General features: G+C 58.7%; 14 protein-coding genes. 5 read left to right on the forward strand and 9 right to left on the reverse strand.

Annotated features, from left to right (window positions below; genetic code table 11):
* The first annotated feature begins 234 nt into the window (after positions 1 to 234).
* Positions 235 to 2,103 (forward strand): dihydroxy-acid dehydratase, encoded by a 1,869-nt coding sequence (ilvD, locus tag QWU00_RS05960; RefSeq protein WP_035380115.1) that lies wholly within the window; start codon positions 235 to 237, stop codon positions 2,101 to 2,103.
* 329 nt (positions 2,104 to 2,432) lie between these two features.
* Here ilvD and QWU00_RS05965 read toward each other — a convergent pair whose 3' ends face one another.
* The 8 genes from QWU00_RS05965 to QWU00_RS06000 form a co-directional block, all read right to left on the reverse strand.
* Entirely contained in the window at positions 2,433 to 2,678 is a 246-nt protein-coding gene (locus QWU00_RS05965; protein ID WP_035380282.1) for a hypothetical protein, read from the reverse strand.
* A gap of 157 nt (positions 2,679 to 2,835) precedes the next feature.
* The gene (locus QWU00_RS05970) at positions 2,836 to 3,558 is read right to left on the reverse strand and encodes a hypothetical protein (protein WP_035380117.1); all 723 of its coding nucleotides are present in this window, start codon (positions 3,556 to 3,558) and stop codon (positions 2,836 to 2,838) included.
* A 250-nt stretch (positions 3,559 to 3,808) separates the two neighbouring features.
* Positions 3,809 to 5,056: an autotransporter strand-loop-strand O-heptosyltransferase gene (locus tag QWU00_RS05975; RefSeq protein WP_150395545.1), complete on the reverse strand. Its 1,248-nt coding sequence runs from the start codon at positions 5,054 to 5,056 to the stop codon at positions 3,809 to 3,811.
* A gap of 520 nt (positions 5,057 to 5,576) precedes the next feature.
* Entirely contained in the window at positions 5,577 to 6,566 is a 990-nt protein-coding gene (locus tag QWU00_RS05980; RefSeq protein ID WP_081939046.1) for a quinone oxidoreductase family protein, read from the reverse strand.
* Positions 6,567 to 6,692: 126 nt separating this feature from the next.
* Positions 6,693 to 7,718: an FUSC family protein gene (locus tag QWU00_RS05985; protein ID WP_006559577.1), complete on the reverse strand. Its 1,026-nt coding sequence runs from the start codon at positions 7,716 to 7,718 to the stop codon at positions 6,693 to 6,695.
* A gap of 25 nt (positions 7,719 to 7,743) precedes the next feature.
* Positions 7,744 to 9,321, reverse strand: coding sequence for a DegQ family serine endoprotease (locus QWU00_RS05990; protein WP_035380119.1), 1,578 nt, complete (start codon positions 9,319 to 9,321; stop codon positions 7,744 to 7,746).
* Between the two features lie 387 nt (positions 9,322 to 9,708).
* Entirely contained in the window at positions 9,709 to 10,575 is an 867-nt protein-coding gene (locus tag QWU00_RS05995) for an SGNH/GDSL hydrolase family protein (protein WP_081939047.1), read from the reverse strand.
* A gap of 151 nt (positions 10,576 to 10,726) precedes the next feature.
* A complete protein-coding gene (locus QWU00_RS06000) occupies positions 10,727 to 11,938 on the reverse strand; it encodes an OpgC family protein (RefSeq protein WP_081939048.1) in 1,212 nt (403 codons plus the stop codon).
* A 162-nt stretch (positions 11,939 to 12,100) separates the two neighbouring features.
* Here QWU00_RS06000 and QWU00_RS06005 point away from each other — a divergent pair, with 162 nt between their 5' ends.
* On the forward strand, positions 12,101 to 13,234 hold the full coding sequence (locus QWU00_RS06005) for an Mrp/NBP35 family ATP-binding protein (protein ID WP_035380121.1): 1,134 nt from the start codon (positions 12,101 to 12,103) through the stop codon (positions 13,232 to 13,234).
* Between the two features lie 300 nt (positions 13,235 to 13,534).
* Here the strand turns inward: QWU00_RS06005 and QWU00_RS06010 are convergent, their stop codons facing one another.
* Positions 13,535 to 13,810, reverse strand: a complete 276-nt coding sequence (locus QWU00_RS06010) for a hypothetical protein (protein WP_045542618.1) — start codon at positions 13,808 to 13,810, stop codon at positions 13,535 to 13,537.
* Positions 13,811 to 14,101: 291 nt separating this feature from the next.
* Here QWU00_RS06010 and QWU00_RS06015 point away from each other — a divergent pair, with 291 nt between their 5' ends.
* Genes QWU00_RS06015 through QWU00_RS06025 form a run of 3 tightly spaced genes read left to right on the forward strand, consistent with a single transcriptional unit; the run spans position 14,102 to position 16,552 of the window.
* Positions 14,102 to 14,914, forward strand: coding sequence for a MetQ/NlpA family ABC transporter substrate-binding protein (locus QWU00_RS06015; protein WP_035380131.1), 813 nt, complete (start codon positions 14,102 to 14,104; stop codon positions 14,912 to 14,914).
* The gene (locus tag QWU00_RS06020) at positions 14,911 to 15,900 is read left to right on the forward strand and encodes a methionine ABC transporter ATP-binding protein (RefSeq protein WP_035380133.1); all 990 of its coding nucleotides are present in this window, start codon (positions 14,911 to 14,913) and stop codon (positions 15,898 to 15,900) included. Before QWU00_RS06015 ends, QWU00_RS06020 begins: the two co-directional genes overlap by 4 nt.
* Positions 15,881 to 16,552, forward strand: a complete 672-nt coding sequence (locus QWU00_RS06025; protein WP_035380135.1) for a methionine ABC transporter permease — start codon at positions 15,881 to 15,883, stop codon at positions 16,550 to 16,552. Before QWU00_RS06020 ends, QWU00_RS06025 begins: the two co-directional genes overlap by 20 nt.
* Positions 16,553 to 16,661: the final 109 nt, after the last annotated feature.

Below are 16,661 nucleotides of genomic sequence, written 5' to 3' on the forward strand. Positions count from 1 at the left end.
CCCGCTCTCCTGCAACCACAGGAGCACGGAAAGCCTGACAAAGTCTCATTTTGTCATAAAACTGTAGTATTTACGGCGCACGCTGCCCACATGCACAGATGCCACCTGACAGAAACGCCTTTGTACCGTATAAGGTGCGCCCCATATGCTGGCCCCCCGCCACGCATTCGCCCTGATATCGTCCTCTCCCTGATATCAGAGTCCTGTGAACCATGACCAGAGAGACCCGCAATAATGGCCGGTTATCGCTCCCGCACCACCACCCACGGCCGCAACATGGCAGGCGCGCGCAGCCTGTGGCGCGCCACAGGCATGAAGGATTCGGATTTCGGTAAACCGATTATTGCCGTCGCCAATTCCTTCACCCAGTTTGTGCCCGGCCATGTTCACCTGAAAGACCTGGGCCAGCTTGTGTGCGAGTCCATTGCGGAAGCTGGCGGTATTGGCCGTGAATTCAACACCATTGCGGTGGATGATGGCATTGCCATGGGTCATGGTGGCATGCTGTACAGCCTGCCCTCCCGCGAGCTGATTGCCGATGCCGTTGAATATATGGTCAACGCCCACTGCGCGGATGCGCTGGTGTGCATCAGCAACTGTGACAAAATTACTCCCGGCATGCTGATGGCCGCCATGCGGCTGAACATTCCCGCCATTTTTGTTTCCGGTGGACCGATGGAAGCCGGGCGCGTCACGCTGAACGATATTGAACAGCGCGCGGACCTTGTGACCTCCATGGTGGCTGCGGCCAACCCGAGCGTGAGTGAAGCGGATTCGGAAATCATTGAACGCTCCGCCTGCCCCACCTGCGGCTCCTGCTCCGGCATGTTCACCGCCAATTCCATGAACTGCCTGACCGAGGCACTAGGCCTGTCCCTGCCCGGCAATGGCAGCCTTGTGGCCACTCACTCCGCCCGGCGTGAGCTGTTTGTGGAAGCAGGCCGCCGCATTGTGGATCTGGCCCGCCGTCATTACGAGCAGGAAGACGCCAGTGTGCTGCCCCGCAGCATTGCCACCATGCAGGCGTTTGAAAACGCAATGTCGGTCGATATTGCCATGGGTGGTTCAACCAACACTGTGCTGCATCTTCTGGCAGCCGCGCATGAAGGCAATGTACCCTTCACCATGAAGGACATTGACCAACTCTCCCGCCGGGTGCCCAACCTGTGCAAGGTCTCCCCTTCCCGCCCGGATGTGCATATGGAAGATGTGCACCGCGCCGGCGGTATTCCCGCCATTATGGGTGAGCTGGACCGGCTGGGCCTGCTGCATAACGATATCCCGATGGTCCACGCCCCCTCCGTTACGGATGCGCTGGCCAAGTGGGATATCCGCGCGGCCGATGGTGCACCAAAGCCGGAAGCAGAAACCTTCTTCCGTTCCGCACCGGGGGGCATCCGCACCACGCAAGCGTTCTCGCAGTCCAGCGTGTACAAGGAACTGGACAAGGACCAGAGCACAGGCGCCATCCGTGACGCAGCCCACGCCTATAGCAAGGATGGCGGGCTGGCCGTGCTTTACGGCAACATTGCCGAAGACGGCGCGATTGTGAAAACCGCCGGGGTGGCTGCCGGGCTTGAAACGTTCTCTGGCCCTGCCCGCATATTTGAAAGCCAGGATGCGGCTGTTTCCGCCATTCTAGGTGACAAAATCAAACCCGGTGATGTGGTGCTGATCCGTTATGAAGGCCCCAAGGGTGGTCCCGGCATGCAGGAAATGCTCTACCCCACCAGCTATCTGAAATCCAAAGGGCTGGCAGAAAAATGCGCCCTGATTACGGACGGCCGCTTCTCTGGCGGAAGCTCTGGCCTTTCCATTGGCCATATCTCGCCTGAAGCAGGGGAAGGTGGCACCATCGGGCTGGTGGAAGAAGGTGATATTATTGAAATTGATATCCCCAACCGCCGTCTGGCCGTCGCTGTTGCGGACAGTGAGCTTTCCGCACGCCGCGAAAAGATGGATGACAAGGGCGATCAGGCTTGGCAGCCGCAGCGTGACCGCGTTGTCTCCAATGCGCTCAAGGCCTATGCGGCCCTGACCACCAGCGCCGCACGGGGCGCTGTGCGCGATGTCAGCCAGTTGACCCGCCGCACACCGCGCTAAAAAGACAGACTACAGTTACAAAAAACCGGGCCTTTCGCCCGGTTTTTTATGCGCCCGCCCCGATATGCAAGAAATCTGAGAAGTCTGATGGAGGGTTCGCAAACCCCCGTTCAGATTTTTCCGCGTGTTGACTTATCACTGCGTTATGCTTGTCACTCTGGCAGGGCCGAAGGGTGTCCGACCCCTTCAGAGTGTCAACACGACCCGAACATTATTGATCACGGAAGACAGACAGGTGTTTCCCGGTTTTGCACATGACAGACTTTATACGGGCCAATCTGACTGCTTTCTGAAACGCTATCGCTTTAGCCGCGACCGGAAACGACCGTTCAGCGACCTTTCCAGAGCCAGAGAATGAACAATGGCAGGAAGAAATAGGCCGCAACAGCCACAATCAGAATACGCAAAACGTAAGTAAGTTCTATGTGCAGACCAAACCGGCAGATGAGGTTGGCCAGACCAAGCGTACACCCCACGCACACAAAACCAAACAGATTGGCCAGAAAAGAGTGGCCATCATTCACCTGTTCCAGCTTTTCCAGAAAAGCAGAGCCTGACCTGTTTTGAGAGTTCATACGCTGTTCTTCCTTCTGGCTGAAAAGAAAGCGCATGGCTGCGGGAGCAGAAAACGCCACCCCGCAGACAACACGCCTTGAAAAACCAGATCAGAAGGCCGCTAGGTTACCCTGCTTCCCCCTCTGATCTTGTCTTTATGCCTGACGGCTGGTGCCTTTATTGCGCCGGAGCGACAGGAGCAGCCGGAACCGTAGCGGGCTGCGGGGCTGTGGCAGGCACCGGAGCACCCGGCGCGGATGCTGCACCAGCGGCGGCGGCATTCGCTGCGTCCTGAGCGGCTTCCGTTTTTTCGTTCAGGATGATGTAGGAGATGGATTCCATACGGGTGATATCAATCACATCACCCACCTTCAGGGTTTTCAGGAAATCCTGCATGGCCTGCGTGCGCAGAACAGCAACGTGGGAGGCATCATCATCCGTGGTGAACGTCACGGTGTGGGTGGGCAGATCAATGGTATTAATCTTGGCGCGTTCGCGGCGGAAGGACGCAATCACACCACGCGGATGGCCATGCACATAGCCGCGTGCGGTAGTAAGCGTGGATTCCGGCAGGGGGCTGCCGGGAGGAGCCAGATCAGCACCGAGGGTTTCCACAAAGGAAATGCTCAGCTTGTCGCCTGCGTTTACATGCGGCAGATCACGCACGGCGGAGCCATATTCAATGGTGATCAGATGCCCGTTGGCTTCACGCAGCAGCAGTTCACGCGCATCATGGTCCACGGTTTCAACCACGGCCTTGGCAGACTGGTGTTTGAGAAGCACAGAAGCCTGCGCATGAGCTTCTGATGGCAGACCGGCAACCACTCCACCCAAGGCGAGGGCGCATACCGCCGCAGAACCGGCAGCCAGAGAAGCAAGACGAGAAACAACAGGATGCAACGCCCTTATCCTTTCTGAAATCAGTCTGAAGAACGCGGGGCTTCAGACAGCAGTTATTCGGGTAATCTGATACAGCGCTTCCACCATAACACAACCCGCCACCTTCGCATTGCTCTGCCTCAAGAAGCAGGTTTCTGCGGGAAAACACGCTCAGGCCCCGCGCGCCCTTCGGAACGCCAGGGCCGCCGTCTGTGCCCGCAGCCTCCGCCGGTAGCGTTTTTTCTAAAAAATCCCGAGGCAAACCGCCTGCTCACGCCCCGACTATTTTCTTCACCTCATTAATCACCTGAGCGCCCGTAATCAGCCGGGAGCATTCAAACTGGCGAGGCGTGTTTTCATGCCGGGGGCACCACAGGAAATTGTGATGATCAAACCGCACCCTCACATCGTTCCAGCAGGAATTGCAGGTGTGCCAGTTTATGACGCGGTAAGGGGTTGAGAACTCATTGTTCGGGTGGGTGAAGCCGGAAATCAGCACAACCTGCGTGCCAGCCGCCCATGCCAACCACGCCAGACCCGAACTGGTGCCAATAAAGGCGGCGGCATGCCGCAACCAACGCGCCCGCTCGCTCAGGGGACGATTACCCGTCTGATCTTCCACCCCATGGGGAATATGGTTCCACATAATACCGGCCCCGTGCACCGGCTTCTGGTCAATGCAGATCACGCGGTATCCTTTCCCTTTCAGGAAAGAAATCACTTCACTCCAGCCGGTGGGGTTGTTCCAGTATTTGCACTGCGTGCTGGCCTGCACGGCAATACAGACATACGGCTCGGGGATCGGCCTGCTCTCATCCTCCAACGTCAGACGCGCGGCTTCCTCATCGGGCGGGACACCCAGAATATAGGCGGCGGTGCGATGCAGGCCCACAAAACGGAAATCCGTTGGCTGCTGGATACATTCTACATCATCAAAAAAAAGACCGATGCAGTAGATGGCATACGCCTTCTCGCACACGCCTTCCTTTCGGGCTTCCTCCGGTGTCATCAACCGCAGATTGGGATAAGCGTCTTTCAGCAAGGGGAGAATCAGGCCTGACAGTAGGCACGTCACGCGCGCGCCGTGTTGCTTGGCAAAACGTGAGACATAGGGAAACCACGCAAGCGTATCCCCCAACGTGCCCACGGGCAACTGAATGACCACATCCCGATCCCGGGCATCATATTCATGCTGGAAAACGAGGGTTTCCTCGCCTGTCGCACTGATATCCACCACTTCCAGACCAAAACGCACGAAGTAGCGCTTGGCAGACGAAATGAAGGCGCCTGTGTTTTCATTCAGGAAAAGAATGTTCGCCGTATCCAGATCCCGCAACGTGATCCGCCATTTACCTTCCTGCCGCTGCGGCAGAAGAATACGCGCGCCACAATTGAAATCGTAGAAAATACCGTTTCCGGCATCCAGAGCCGGTTTTTCGGCAGGTGCTACATAGGCGGGAGGCGCTTTGGCTTTTTCGTCCGGAGCGCTTCCTTGCGTCTGGGAGGCAGAGGAAACGATACCGTTTGGCTGCCCAGGTAAACCCTGTTGAATAGGTTGGGGTGTCGTCACGTCTTTCTCCAGAACATAGACTTGCAAACCACGCTTTTCTTCAGGCGCCAGGCGAACATCCATCAGGAGGGAGGCGGAAAATCCCTTATACAAAAAAAACCGCCCGGTTTCCCGATGCGGGTTTTTTGTAATCCTACCTTATCTTGCAACAAGGTCAGGCCATTTTCAGCCGCAGCACTTCTTCTTGCGGAAGAAATACACCACAGACGCAATCAGCCCAACCAGCAGCAGGCCGCGTACGCAGGGAGATTTGGGGCATTTTGACAAACACTTTGCCATATCAGACTATCCTTGCATTCTTTCTGCCTTCCAGAGGTCTGGAACGCTGGAAGGCAGAGTATCCCATAAACCCCGTGCCGTCATGCCACCAGAAGCATATTCCTGCTCTGTCACATGCCAGAGGCGCGCAACCTGCCCCTCTGGCCACCCCATATGAACCCGACACAGAACGGGAAAACAGGAAGCAGCTTTACACCACCAGAATGGTACTGCCCGTAGTCTTGCGAGATTCCAGCGCAACATGGGCACGAGCGGCATCCGCCAACGCAAATTTCTGGCCAATGCTAGGCTTGAGCACGCCTTTTGCCAGCAGATCAAACAAAACGCTGGCCGAAGCCTGCAGCTCTTCCGGCTTGGCAATATAAGCCCCAAGAGAAGGCCGGGTCAGGTAAAGGCTGCCATGGGCGGCCAATGTACCAACATCCACCCCCGTAACCGGGCCGGACGCATTGCCATAGCTGACCATCAGCCCACGTGGCGCCAGACAGTTCAGGCTGGCTTCAAACGTATCCCGGCCAATGCTGTCATACACCACGGGCACCATGGCCCCTTCTGTCAGATCCCGCACACGGTCGGCCAGGTTATCAGTGCCCACCAGCACGTCCGCCGCCCCGCAGGATTTAGCCAGTTCTGCCTTTTCCGGTGTAGAAGTCACACCAATGACATGCGCCCCAAGGTGCCTGCCCCACTGGCATAGCAACTGCCCCACGCCCCCGGCGGCGGCATACACCAGAATAGACTGGCCTTTTTTGACATCATACACCTGCCGCAACAGCATATGGGCGGAAAGCCCGCGCAACGTAATAGCGGCGGCGGTTTCAAAACTCACAGCCTCTGGCAGAGCCACAAGCCGGTCCGCCGCGATAGTGCGGTAGCGGGCATAACTGCCCAGTACGCCAGCATAAGCCACCCGCATACCGGGGGAAATGCTGTTCACGCCCTCGCCCACGGCTTCTACCACCCCGGCCCCTTCCATACCTGGAACGGCAGGAAAGGAGGGATATTTGTACAGGCCGGAGCGGAAATACGTATCAATGAAGTTCACGCCTATGGCCTCCTGCCGCAGCAGCACCTCCCCCTTTGCAGGTTTGGGCACAGGCAGGGTTTCAACCTGAAGCACTTCCGGGCCACCCGTTTTGTGAACCCGTATCACCGTATTGGTTTCAGTCACCATAACCATCAGACTCCTGTGTTATGCACGCGCGCAATGCGCCATCCTGCCAGAAAAACGCAGAAGGAGCGCAAACGATCACATGAGAAAAAGAAGCCCGGCTCCCCCTACACCGCTTCTGCCTGTGCGGAGGACTCAGGAGCGATCCGCGTCATCTTCTCCCAGAAGGCGGATAAGGGAGATCAGGTCCGTGCGCAGAATATGCACGGCAAAGCGGATGATCTCATCATCAATCCCCTCTTCCGTGGGCAGGGCGGTAATCACCCCGGCGGCCACGCGGTATTCCTCACCAGAGCGGGTCACGGCCTCGCTCTCGCACCGGATGATAATCCACTCAAAGCCGCGCATCATGCCAGCACTCAGGGCTGCCGCGGTCTCACGGGAAACGGTCGTGTTTTGCCCGCCAGCCCGCAGAATGGCGCGGGCCACCACCAGCGTATCCATCTGCAACTGACGCAATGCCTTGGGCAAAGCCGCCAGCATGGGGTCACGCTGTTCAAGGGGCCGCCAGCGCTCGCGCCGGGCTTCCTCAACCGCAGCCTGCACCTTGCGCAAGGCGGCTGCGCCCTCATCATTCAGGTCCTGAATACCCAGCCAGTCAATGTCCCTGTTACGGGCGTGGTCAAGAATATCCACAATCTTGCGCACGGTGGCCGCCGCATTGCGGAAGGCATCCCGCCGGGCCTGCTCATGCAGCACAACGTAAGAAACCAGCATGGAGACGCCCACGCCAATCAGAATGGACAGCACACGCTCCACAGGCCGCAGGTAGGGATCATCCTGCGTGGGGAAGAGTGTTGCGATCATGAGCGTGACCACCGCCATGCGCGTGTTGGGCCGCCAGGAGGCAAGAACCGCCAACGGCACAAACGCAACCGCGAACGATTGCCACAACGGCCAGTGGAACATCAGCAGGGTAATAGGCAGAATGCTGACAGCCGCGCCAATCAGCGTGCCCACCATTTGGTAGCGCCCGCTGGAGAGCGTTTCCGTAATGCTGCTCTGGGTGACAATCACGGATGTGATCAGCGCCCAGCCCGGTTCCTGAAGGTTGGTCAGCCACGCCACCAGCCCGGAAAGCCCGACTGAAACCAGCAGCCGGATGGTCTGCCGCGCCGTGGGATTATTCAGCCACGGCGCGGCAAAAAGAAAAGACGCCATACGCGGAGGACCTAAACCTTACGGCTCAAGGCGTATCATCACCCGTCAGCGGGAAAGGAACCCAGCGCAGGCCATCGGCATCATGCACAAGAAGCAGGATGGATTTCTTCTTGGCTTTCTGCGCTGCCTCTATCCGTTTTTTCAGATCTGCCGGGCTGGTGACTTCCGCCTGCTGCACTTCCGTCACCACATCGCCTTCCTTCAGGCCACGGTCAGACGCAAGACCACCATCCTTGACGGACGTAACCACCACACCTTTCTGGGCGGCGGGCAAATTGTATTTCTGGCGCGCAGCCGCATCCAGCGCGCCCACGGCAAACCCGAGCGTGGACAGGCTGACCTCTGCACTGCTTTTGGTGGCGGGGGCCGGTTTCTTTTCCGGCTCAGCCGCGGGCTCGGGCAATGCGCCAATAGTCACGGGCACATCAATGGTCTTGCCATGACGCCACACACCCAGATACGCCACCGTGCCAACCGGCAACTGGGCGGAAAGCCGGGGCAGCGCTTTGCCTTCAATGGGGTGGCCATCAAGGGATTGAATAACATCACCCGTCTGCAACTTGGCTTTGGCGGCGGGGCCATCCTTTTCCACCCCGGCCACCAGCGCGCCACGGGCGGGGGTCAGGTTCAGGCCATCCGCAATGTCCTGCGTCACGTTCTGGATGCGTACCCCCAGCCAGCCACGGGAGACTTTGCCGGTCTTGCGCAGTTGTTCGATAATGCCCTGTGCCTCACTGGCCGGAATGGAGAACCCGATCCCGACAGAGCCGCCGGAGGGCGAATAGATGGCGGTGTTCACGCCAATCACATTACCATCCATATCAAACAGCGGACCACCGGAGTTACCCTTGTTGATGGGCGCATCCGTCTGAATGAAATCATCATACGGGCCCTGATCAATATTCCGCCCGCGTGAGGAAATGATCCCCGCCGTCACCGTCCCGGAAAGACCGAACGGGTTACCAATCGCCAGCACCCAGTCCCCCACGCGGCGTTTGTCACTATCGCCAAAATGCACGGCGGGCAGCGGCTTCTTGCTATCCACTTTCAGCAGGGCCAGATCGGTCCGGTCATCATGCCCCACGGCACGGGCAGTCAGCACCGTATTGTCCTGCAAAGTGACGGTAATCTTGTCCGCATGGCGGATCACATGGTTGTTGGTCACAATGTAACCGGCGGGATCAATAATAAAGCCGGACCCCAGCGCCTGCATACGGCGCGGCGGCGCATCCGGGCTGTTCTGCCGGTTCATGAAATCATGAAAAAACTTCTCGAACGGGGAGCCCTGCGGAAAATTGGGCATCTGGGGAAGCTGGTCTTCTCCATCGCCGTCCTCATCATCGTCATCATCGCCACTCTTGACCGTCTGGGTTGTGGAAACATTCACAACCGCAGGCAGCAGGCGGGCAGCAAGATCTGCAAAGCTGTCTGGCACCCCGCGCGCCACACCCGCCACGGCGGAAGGTGCTGCGGGAGCAGGTGCCGGCACACTGACTGGCACGGCAGCAGACCCTGCGGCCCATGCGGAGGCCGAGCCGGAAACCCCGGCCAGCAGCAGGCAGGAGAGAGAACCGGCACAAAGGAGATGAACGGGCAGACGCATGGGCGAAGTCACTCTCAATAGTCAGAAAAATAGAGCAGAGTATTGCTCTATCGCACGATCACGGCGGAACGTCAGCCTGTTTCACAAAAGCGGCCAGAGCACGGCAGAGGGCGCCACATTCTCAAGAAAACGCTGGCAAGAGCCTGTTTGAAGGGGCAACAGATAAAGCTGGCGGCGAATGTCTCAGACAGACACGGCATGTTTGCAAGCATACCGAGAAAGCAGGACGTGAAAATCCACCATCTTCTCTTCACACAAAGACTTGCCAAACCGCCCTGGCAGGCTTTTCAAACGGCCTCTCAGGCCAGCACTCTCCTGCCACGCACACCCCTCATCCCGGCGAGAACCTATGGCTCTATGGCTCTATGGCTCTATGGCTCTATGGCTCTATGGCTCTATGGCTCGGGTCTGCGCAATACCGGCGAGCGTCAAGACCCAGTCCGCCACTGCCTGCCCCAGCAGCCGGTATCCAAAATCATACATGTGCACGCCATCAGGCGACAGATCCTCCCGCCCTACACCAAGCTCTTTTCCCCACGCATGCATGCGGGCCAGACGGGGGAACACAGGCAGATGCAACGCCTGCCCCATGGCATGCACCGCCGCCTGAAACGCTGGGGCGGCAGGACATTCATCCAGCAGGCGGCACCATTGCAGGTCCATCAGCGCAACATCCGCGCCCGTGGCACAGATTGCCTGCAAATCCTGCCGGGTCATGTCCTCAAAGCGGGATAAGGGCACGCCGGTCAACGGATCATTCACACCGCCCTGCCAGATCACCAGATCGGGCTGATCCGCCAGAACAGCGGGCAACCGGGCCTGCATTTCCGCCGCTCCCTGTCCGCCAATACCGCGATTGATCACCGTAAGGCCGCCAGATGCGTACGGCCGGATGCAGGTTTCAAACACCCCGGCATAGCTGGTGGCGGGTGAGGAAGCCCCCACGCCTTCTGTTGTGGACGAACCGAAGAGCGTCACCCGCAGCGGCTCCTCCGCCAGCAGCTTTTGACGGACACGAGGCAACCGCACCGCTGCTATGCCTTCCTCGCTAGGGGAAGCACCGCCGGAAAATGCCACCTGATCTCTCTGAGACGCTTCATGCGCTGAGCCTCCGGGTTTTCCCGCGCCCAGACCGGAAACACCACCAGAACGGACTTGCGCATCCCTTTTGGTATCCGGGCTCGTCTGCTCCTTCGTCTGCCCGACCACATCTCCGGCTGGCAGCCCGTCTCTATGGTTCTCATGCTGCGCCATCAGATCTGTCCCTTCTTCTCGCGGCTTACTTCTGCCCCATCCTCAGACGTATCTGCTCCTGCTGCTGCTATTCTGCACAGCCTTCAGATGAGCCCCTTTCTGGTGCGGCATTTCCCGCCCGATGTGTCGGACCGTCTGCGCGCATTGTGCTTCAGGCTTTGGCGGCGGCCAGTTTCTTGGCTTTGCGGTAATTATCCAGCCATGCAGCCAATGCGAACAGAATGCTCAACCCGGTCACGTTCACCACCACCTGCAACAGCCAGCCATCGCCAAAGGTGTTGAAGATCAGCCGCGCATACAGATCAAGCAGCGTGCCCACCACAAAGATTTCCAGAGAATGACGGCCTACGCGGGCCAGCAACTGTCCGGTTGTGGAGTCCGCCGCCCATTTACGGGCCCTGGGGGAAGACTGCACCAGATAGAAAATAGCCATCACATCCAGCAATCGGAACGGAGACAGCCAGCTTTTTTCCGGCATGATCATGCTGCCAAAGGGGCGCAGGTCCGGCAGGTGCCATTGTGCCCACGGAAACGCCTGCAGGGCGGAGAAGACCAGATACAGGATGCAACATCCTGCCAGCAGGTCCAACCGTGGAAAATCCGCGCCACGCCGCTCTGTCTCCGCCGAGGCCGAAACCCCCAGCGCAAACAGGAACTGCCATGCAAACGGATTGAAATACCAGCCGTCCGGGTCCAGCCAGTTGGGAAAGTTCAGGCCGGGGTCCAGATTGACCAGCATCCACAACGCCCCGGAGAGCAGCAACGCCAGAGAACGATGCACCCGCATGAGCAGGTAAAACACCGGAAAGCCCCCAAGCAGCACAATGTAAAGCGGCAGAATGTTCAGGTTGCTGGGCAGCGCATCAAACATCATGACACGCCACACCCAGTTGAGCCCGTGCGCCAGTTCAGGCTCCAGAAAATCCACCGGCACAGGCGTATAATGCCGCCACATGCGGATGCTGAGCACGGACACCACCACCATCAGGGTCTGCCCGATATAAAGCTGCACACACCGGCGGAAAATGCGCTTGAGGCACCCCACGGTGCCATATTTTCGGAACCCGCGCCCGTAGGCCAGCCAGGATGCATATCCTGCCAGCAACACGAACACCTCCGCCGCATCGGCAAAGCCAATATTACGCATGGTGAAGCGGTTGAGCAGGCTTTGAGGAATGTGATCCACAAACATCATCAGCAAAGCCACACCGCGCATGGCGTCAATCCGGTGATCCCGCCCGGCACTTATTCCTGATGCGGGGCGGGCTGGTTTGATGGCCGGTGCTGCTGGTGTCTGCTCTGCGCCCTGAGTGTCCGGCTGTGCAGTCATGGTAAGGAAGCTGGCCCCTTTAATGCGGATCATGATAAAGCCAGTATGGTCAGGTGGCCTTTCTTCCTGCCTTCTTTACGCGTTCTGCCTTGCAGAACAAAGCGCCAAAGCCACTTTATCCCCTTGACGGACCCTGCGCGTTGCTGTTGCCAACACGGCACGCACCGCTTCTTGTTGCAGATCAGGACAAAACCATTGGCACAGACTCCCTCCTCGCCTCATCATGATGACATCGCCCGGGTTCTGGATTCGGTGTGCAGCCCGCAGACTGGCCATTCCCTGCTGGCCGTTGGAAAATTTGAGGGGTTCCGGCTGGAACAGGGCAAGCTGTCCGTGGCACTTGCCGTTGACCGCGAGCAGGCCCAGCACCTTGCCCCTTTGTGTGATGAGGCCGCCACACGCCTGAAAACGCTGCCCGGCGTGCAGGACGCCACGGTTATCCTGACCGCGCATCGCCCCGCTGCACCACCCAAGCCCGCTGCCCCCCGCGGCGCGGCGGCAGGCGGCCACCGGCCCTTTGGCGGTACCCCGCCAGAACCGAACGCGCCCGTGCTGCCCGGTGTCAAAGCCGTTATTGCCGTGGCTTCTGGCAAGGGTGGTGTTGGCAAATCCACCACCGCCACCAATCTGGCCGTAGGGCTGGCGCAGGAAGGGTTGAGCGTGGGGCTGATGGATGCGGATATTCACGGCCCCTCCCTTCACCGCATGCTGGGGGCGGCGGGCAAGCCGGAAGTGATCAATGGTCGCCTTCAACCTATTCCGGTCTGGGGAATCCGCGCGGTGTCCATCGGTATGCTGGTGGAAGAAAAGCAGGCCATGATCTGGCGTGGCCCCATGGTGATGGGGGCCATCACCCAGTTTCTGACAGATGTGGACTGGGGCACACTGGATGTTCTGGTGGTGGACATGCCGCCCGGCACGGGGGATGCCCAGCTTTCCCTGATGCAGAAGGTGCCGCTGGCCGGGGCCGTTATTGTCTCCACCCCGCAGGACATTGCCCTGATTGACGCCCGGCGCGGCGTGAGCATGTTTGAGAAAATGAAGGTGCCCGTTCTGGGGCTGGTTGAGAACATGTCCTATTTCTGCTGCCCCAATTGCGGGCACAATACGGAACTGTTCGGCCATGGCGGGGCCCGGAAGGAAGCCGAAGCCATGGGTGTGCCATTTCTGGGCGAAGTGCCCCTGCTGGCCGCTATCCGCGCCAGTGGCGATGAAGGCGCTCCCATTGTCGCCAGCGCACCGGAGAGCGAAGCCGCTCAGGCCTTCCGCCGCATTGCCCACACCACTGCGCAGGCCCTGCAACACCAGACAGCCTCCACGCCCGCCTGATTATCAGACGACGGAGCAAGGTTGCTTTCCAGCGAGAAGAGGCCTCCTCCCATAGAGCGGGTGGCCTAAAAATCCGTCTGGAGGCAGGCAACTCGCTCCGGCCTCTGCCCCACCTCTTGGTGGCGTTGAAGAGACTATTACAAAAGGTGCCAGCGAGAGCTAGCGCGGCCTTTTGCGGGCGGACAAGGCTAAGGCAAAAGGCACCAGAAGATATTTTCAACTGCCTTTTAAAACCGCCTCATGACCCTGCTGTGCCCCTTAAAGGTTGCCGTTACAGCCCCCCACAAGGAGCACGGCGGCTTATTTCTTGGTCCCGCTCTTTTTCTTGGCAGGGTCCTTGTCAAAAAAGGCGCGGCATTTTGGGCTGAGCTTGTCTTTCTTCTTTTGCATACAGGCCGTAATTTTTTCCTCATTGGGAATAAAGAGGCCACAAAGCTTGATGGCATCCCCCTTGCAGGCGGCGGTCTGTTTTTCCCGCGTGGTTTCCGCATGAGCGGGAGCCATCAGCCCCACGGCAGCCGTGGCGGAGAGAGCCAGACAGAACTTATGAAAAGCCTTACGTTTCAAAATAAACATTCCTCTAATTCCCTGAGTCGGAAATGGTCTGTGCAACATGCCATGATAGAAGCAAACACCATGACATCTCTTCAAATAAGAGAGAAAGTCCAGCACCAGTTGCACCCCCAAGCCCACATGGCAAACATGTGACTGGTGCAGACACGAAAAAGGAGAACGCAAAATCCGTTTTTGTTTCGTATTATAATGTCGCTCCCATTTAAACACACTTGACATAGTGATTACATTCCATTCAATCATCACCTCTTGTTATATCCCTTTTCGTTCTTCAGCTTTCAGGTGCGGCACATTATGTCTTTTTCCGCTCTTTCCCGCCGGTCTGCTCTGGCCCTGTTGGGCAGTGCGCCTTTTCTGGGCCGTGCCGCATATGCCGCCGCACCCCAGACCCTGCGCGTTGGCATCATGTCTGGTGAGGATGAGGATATCTGGCGCATTGTGACGGAAAACGCGGCCAAAGCGGGCCTGCCCCTCAAGATCACCACGTTTTCCGACTATAACGGCCCGAATGAAGCCCTGTTCGAGCACGAACTGGATGCCAATGCCTTCCAGCACGGCCCGTTTCTGGCAGCGCAGAACAGCGCCAGCAACTTCCATATCGTGCCGGTGGGCAATACCTATTTTGCCCCCATCGGGCTGTATGCCACCCGTTGGAAATCCGTGGCCGACCTGCCCAAAAATGCCACCATTGGCGTGCCGAATGACCCCAGTAATGAGGGCCGCGCCCTCAAGCTGCTGCAAACGCTGGGGCTGATCAAGGTGTCAGACAGCGCGGGCCTGACACCCACAGCACTGGATATTACGGAGAACCCGCGCAACATCACCATTCGGGAACTGGATGCTGGTGTGGTGGGCCGCGCCCTGCCTGATCTGGATGCGGCAGTGGTCAACACGGAATGGGCCAGAAAAGCCGGTATTGATGTTGAAAAGCAGCGTATTGGGCAGGAATCCCTGCAAAACAACCCTTACGTGTGCTTCATTGCCGTGAACGAGGCTGACCATGCCGCGCCATGGGTTGCACCGCTGGTTGCGGCCTATCAGCAGCCCAATGTGCGGCAGGCCCTGCTGGATGTGTATCATGGAGCCATTGTTCCGGCGTGGTCATGACACTCCTTCAGGTCGAGCATGTCAGCCGCGCCTTTGGTGCGCAAACAGCGTTGCAGGACATCAGCTTTTCCGTTTCCAAAGGGGATAGTGTCGGCATTATCGGGCGGTCAGGTGCTGGCAAATCCACCCTGCTGCGGTGCCTGAACGGGCTGGAGCGCCCCCAGTCCGGCCGTATCCTGCTTGAGGGAGAAGACCTCGCCACCCTGCCGGAAGGCCGTCTGGTGACACTGCGCCGCCGGATTGGCGTGGTGTTTCAGCACTTCAACCTTCTCAATGCCCGCACGGTGGCCGCCAATGTGGCGTTGCCGCTTGAAATTGCTGGTGTCGCCAAGGAACAGCGTACCCGCCGCGTGGCCGAACTGCTGGAACTGGTTGGGCTGGCTGATCACGCCCGCAAATATCCGGCCCTGCTCTCCGGCGGGCAGAAGCAGCGTGTCGGCATTGCCCGTGCCTTAGCAGCCAACCCCAGCCTGTTGCTGTGTGATGAAGCGACCTCCGCGCTGGACCCGGAGACAACAACCTCCATTCTGGCGCTGCTGGCGGATATCAACCGCACGCTGGGCCTGACCATTGTGTTCATCACGCATGAAATGGATGTGGTGCGGCAACTGGCCCACCATGTGCTGGTGCTGGATAAAGGCCGCATTGTCGCCCGAGGCACACCAGCGGATATTCTGGACACCTCTGAACAGACATCCGAACCTGCCCTGCCAGCAGGTTTTTCCACCATTCACACGCCCAACGCCCAGACGGTGCTGAGGCTTGGCCTGAGCACACAGGATCTGGTGAGCCAGTTGCTTGCCCAACTTGCCCACCAGCACCAGACCAACGCCACGGTTCTGGCCACGCAGATTCGCGCACACCAGAGCGTGCCCGAACTGGACGTGCTTGTGCAGATTGCCAACCCATCTGAAGAAAGCCTGACTTTTCTGAAAAATGCGAGCCAGTCCGTGGAGGTGGTAGGGTATGTCCCGGCTGATTCTTGAGCTTCTGCTACAGGCAACAGGCCAGACGCTGGAAATGGTGCTGGCTTCTGGTCTGATCGCCGTGGCAGGTGGCCTGCCGCTGGCTGTGCTTATGGTGCTGACAGGCCCCTCCGGCCTCTGCCGCATGCCGTTGCTGGCCCGCATTCTTGGATTGATGATTGACGCCGTGCGGGCTGTGCCGTTCATTATTCTGCTGGTGCTGCTTATTCCCGTAACGCGGCTGATTGCGGGCACAGCACTGGGCACCACGGCGGCCATTGTGCCGCTCTCCATTGCGGCCATTCCCTATTTTGCCCGCATTGCCGAAGTCTCGCTGCGCGAAGTGGACCCCGGACTGGTAGACGCCGTGCGCGCCATGGGCGGCACACGCTGGATGGTGGTGCGCTATGTGCTGCTGCCCGAAAGCCTGCCCAGTCTGATCTCCGGTTTTACCGTCACACTGGTCACGCTGGTTGGCGCATCCGCCATGGCGGGTGTTATCGGCGCAGGTGGGTTGGGAGATCTGGCCATCCGCTACGGGTACCAACGCTTCAATACACCCGTCATGCTGGGGGTGGTGGCTGTGCTGATTGTGCTGGTGACGGGGCTACAGGGCGTAGGCAATCTGCTTTCCCGCCGCCTGCGGCATGGGGCTACCACGCACGCGGCGTAACACCACCCGGCAGGGACACTGAAAATCCATATTTACGAAAGATGTTTATAAGAAAACAATTTTTCAGAAAATATTTATCTCTTTTCATTCGTCAAAAATTGTATTCATG

The sequence above is a fragment of the Acetobacter tropicalis genome (assembly GCF_030644465.1).
Lineage (GTDB): Bacteria > Pseudomonadota > Alphaproteobacteria > Acetobacterales > Acetobacteraceae > Acetobacter > Acetobacter tropicalis.

Bases quoted from the DNA above. Each gene is read 5' to 3' on its own strand.
- ilvD (WP_035380115.1), top strand. From the start codon at position 235: ATGGCCGGTTATCGCTCCCGCACCACCACCCACGGCCGCAACATGGCA.
- QWU00_RS05965 (WP_035380282.1), bottom strand. From the start codon at position 2,678: ATGAACTCTCAAAACAGGTCAGGCTCTGCTTTTCTGGAAAAGCTGGAA.
- QWU00_RS06015 (WP_035380131.1), top strand. From the start codon at position 14,102: ATGTCTTTTTCCGCTCTTTCCCGCCGGTCTGCTCTGGCCCTGTTGGGC.
- QWU00_RS05990 (WP_035380119.1), bottom strand. From the start codon at position 9,321: ATGCGTCTGCCCGTTCATCTCCTTTGTGCCGGTTCTCTCTCCTGCCTG.
- QWU00_RS05995 (WP_081939047.1), bottom strand. From the start codon at position 10,575: ATGGCGCAGCATGAGAACCATAGAGACGGGCTGCCAGCCGGAGATGTG.
- QWU00_RS06010 (WP_045542618.1), bottom strand. From the start codon at position 13,810: ATGTTTATTTTGAAACGTAAGGCTTTTCATAAGTTCTGTCTGGCTCTC.
- QWU00_RS05980 (WP_081939046.1), bottom strand. From the start codon at position 6,566: ATGGTTATGGTGACTGAAACCAATACGGTGATACGGGTTCACAAAACG.
- QWU00_RS06000 (WP_081939048.1), bottom strand. From the start codon at position 11,938: ATGATCCGCATTAAAGGGGCCAGCTTCCTTACCATGACTGCACAGCCG.
- QWU00_RS06025 (WP_035380135.1), top strand. From the start codon at position 15,881: ATGTCCCGGCTGATTCTTGAGCTTCTGCTACAGGCAACAGGCCAGACG.
- QWU00_RS05985 (WP_006559577.1), bottom strand. From the start codon at position 7,718: ATGGCGTCTTTTCTTTTTGCCGCGCCGTGGCTGAATAATCCCACGGCG.
- QWU00_RS06020 (WP_035380133.1), top strand. From the start codon at position 14,911: ATGACACTCCTTCAGGTCGAGCATGTCAGCCGCGCCTTTGGTGCGCAA.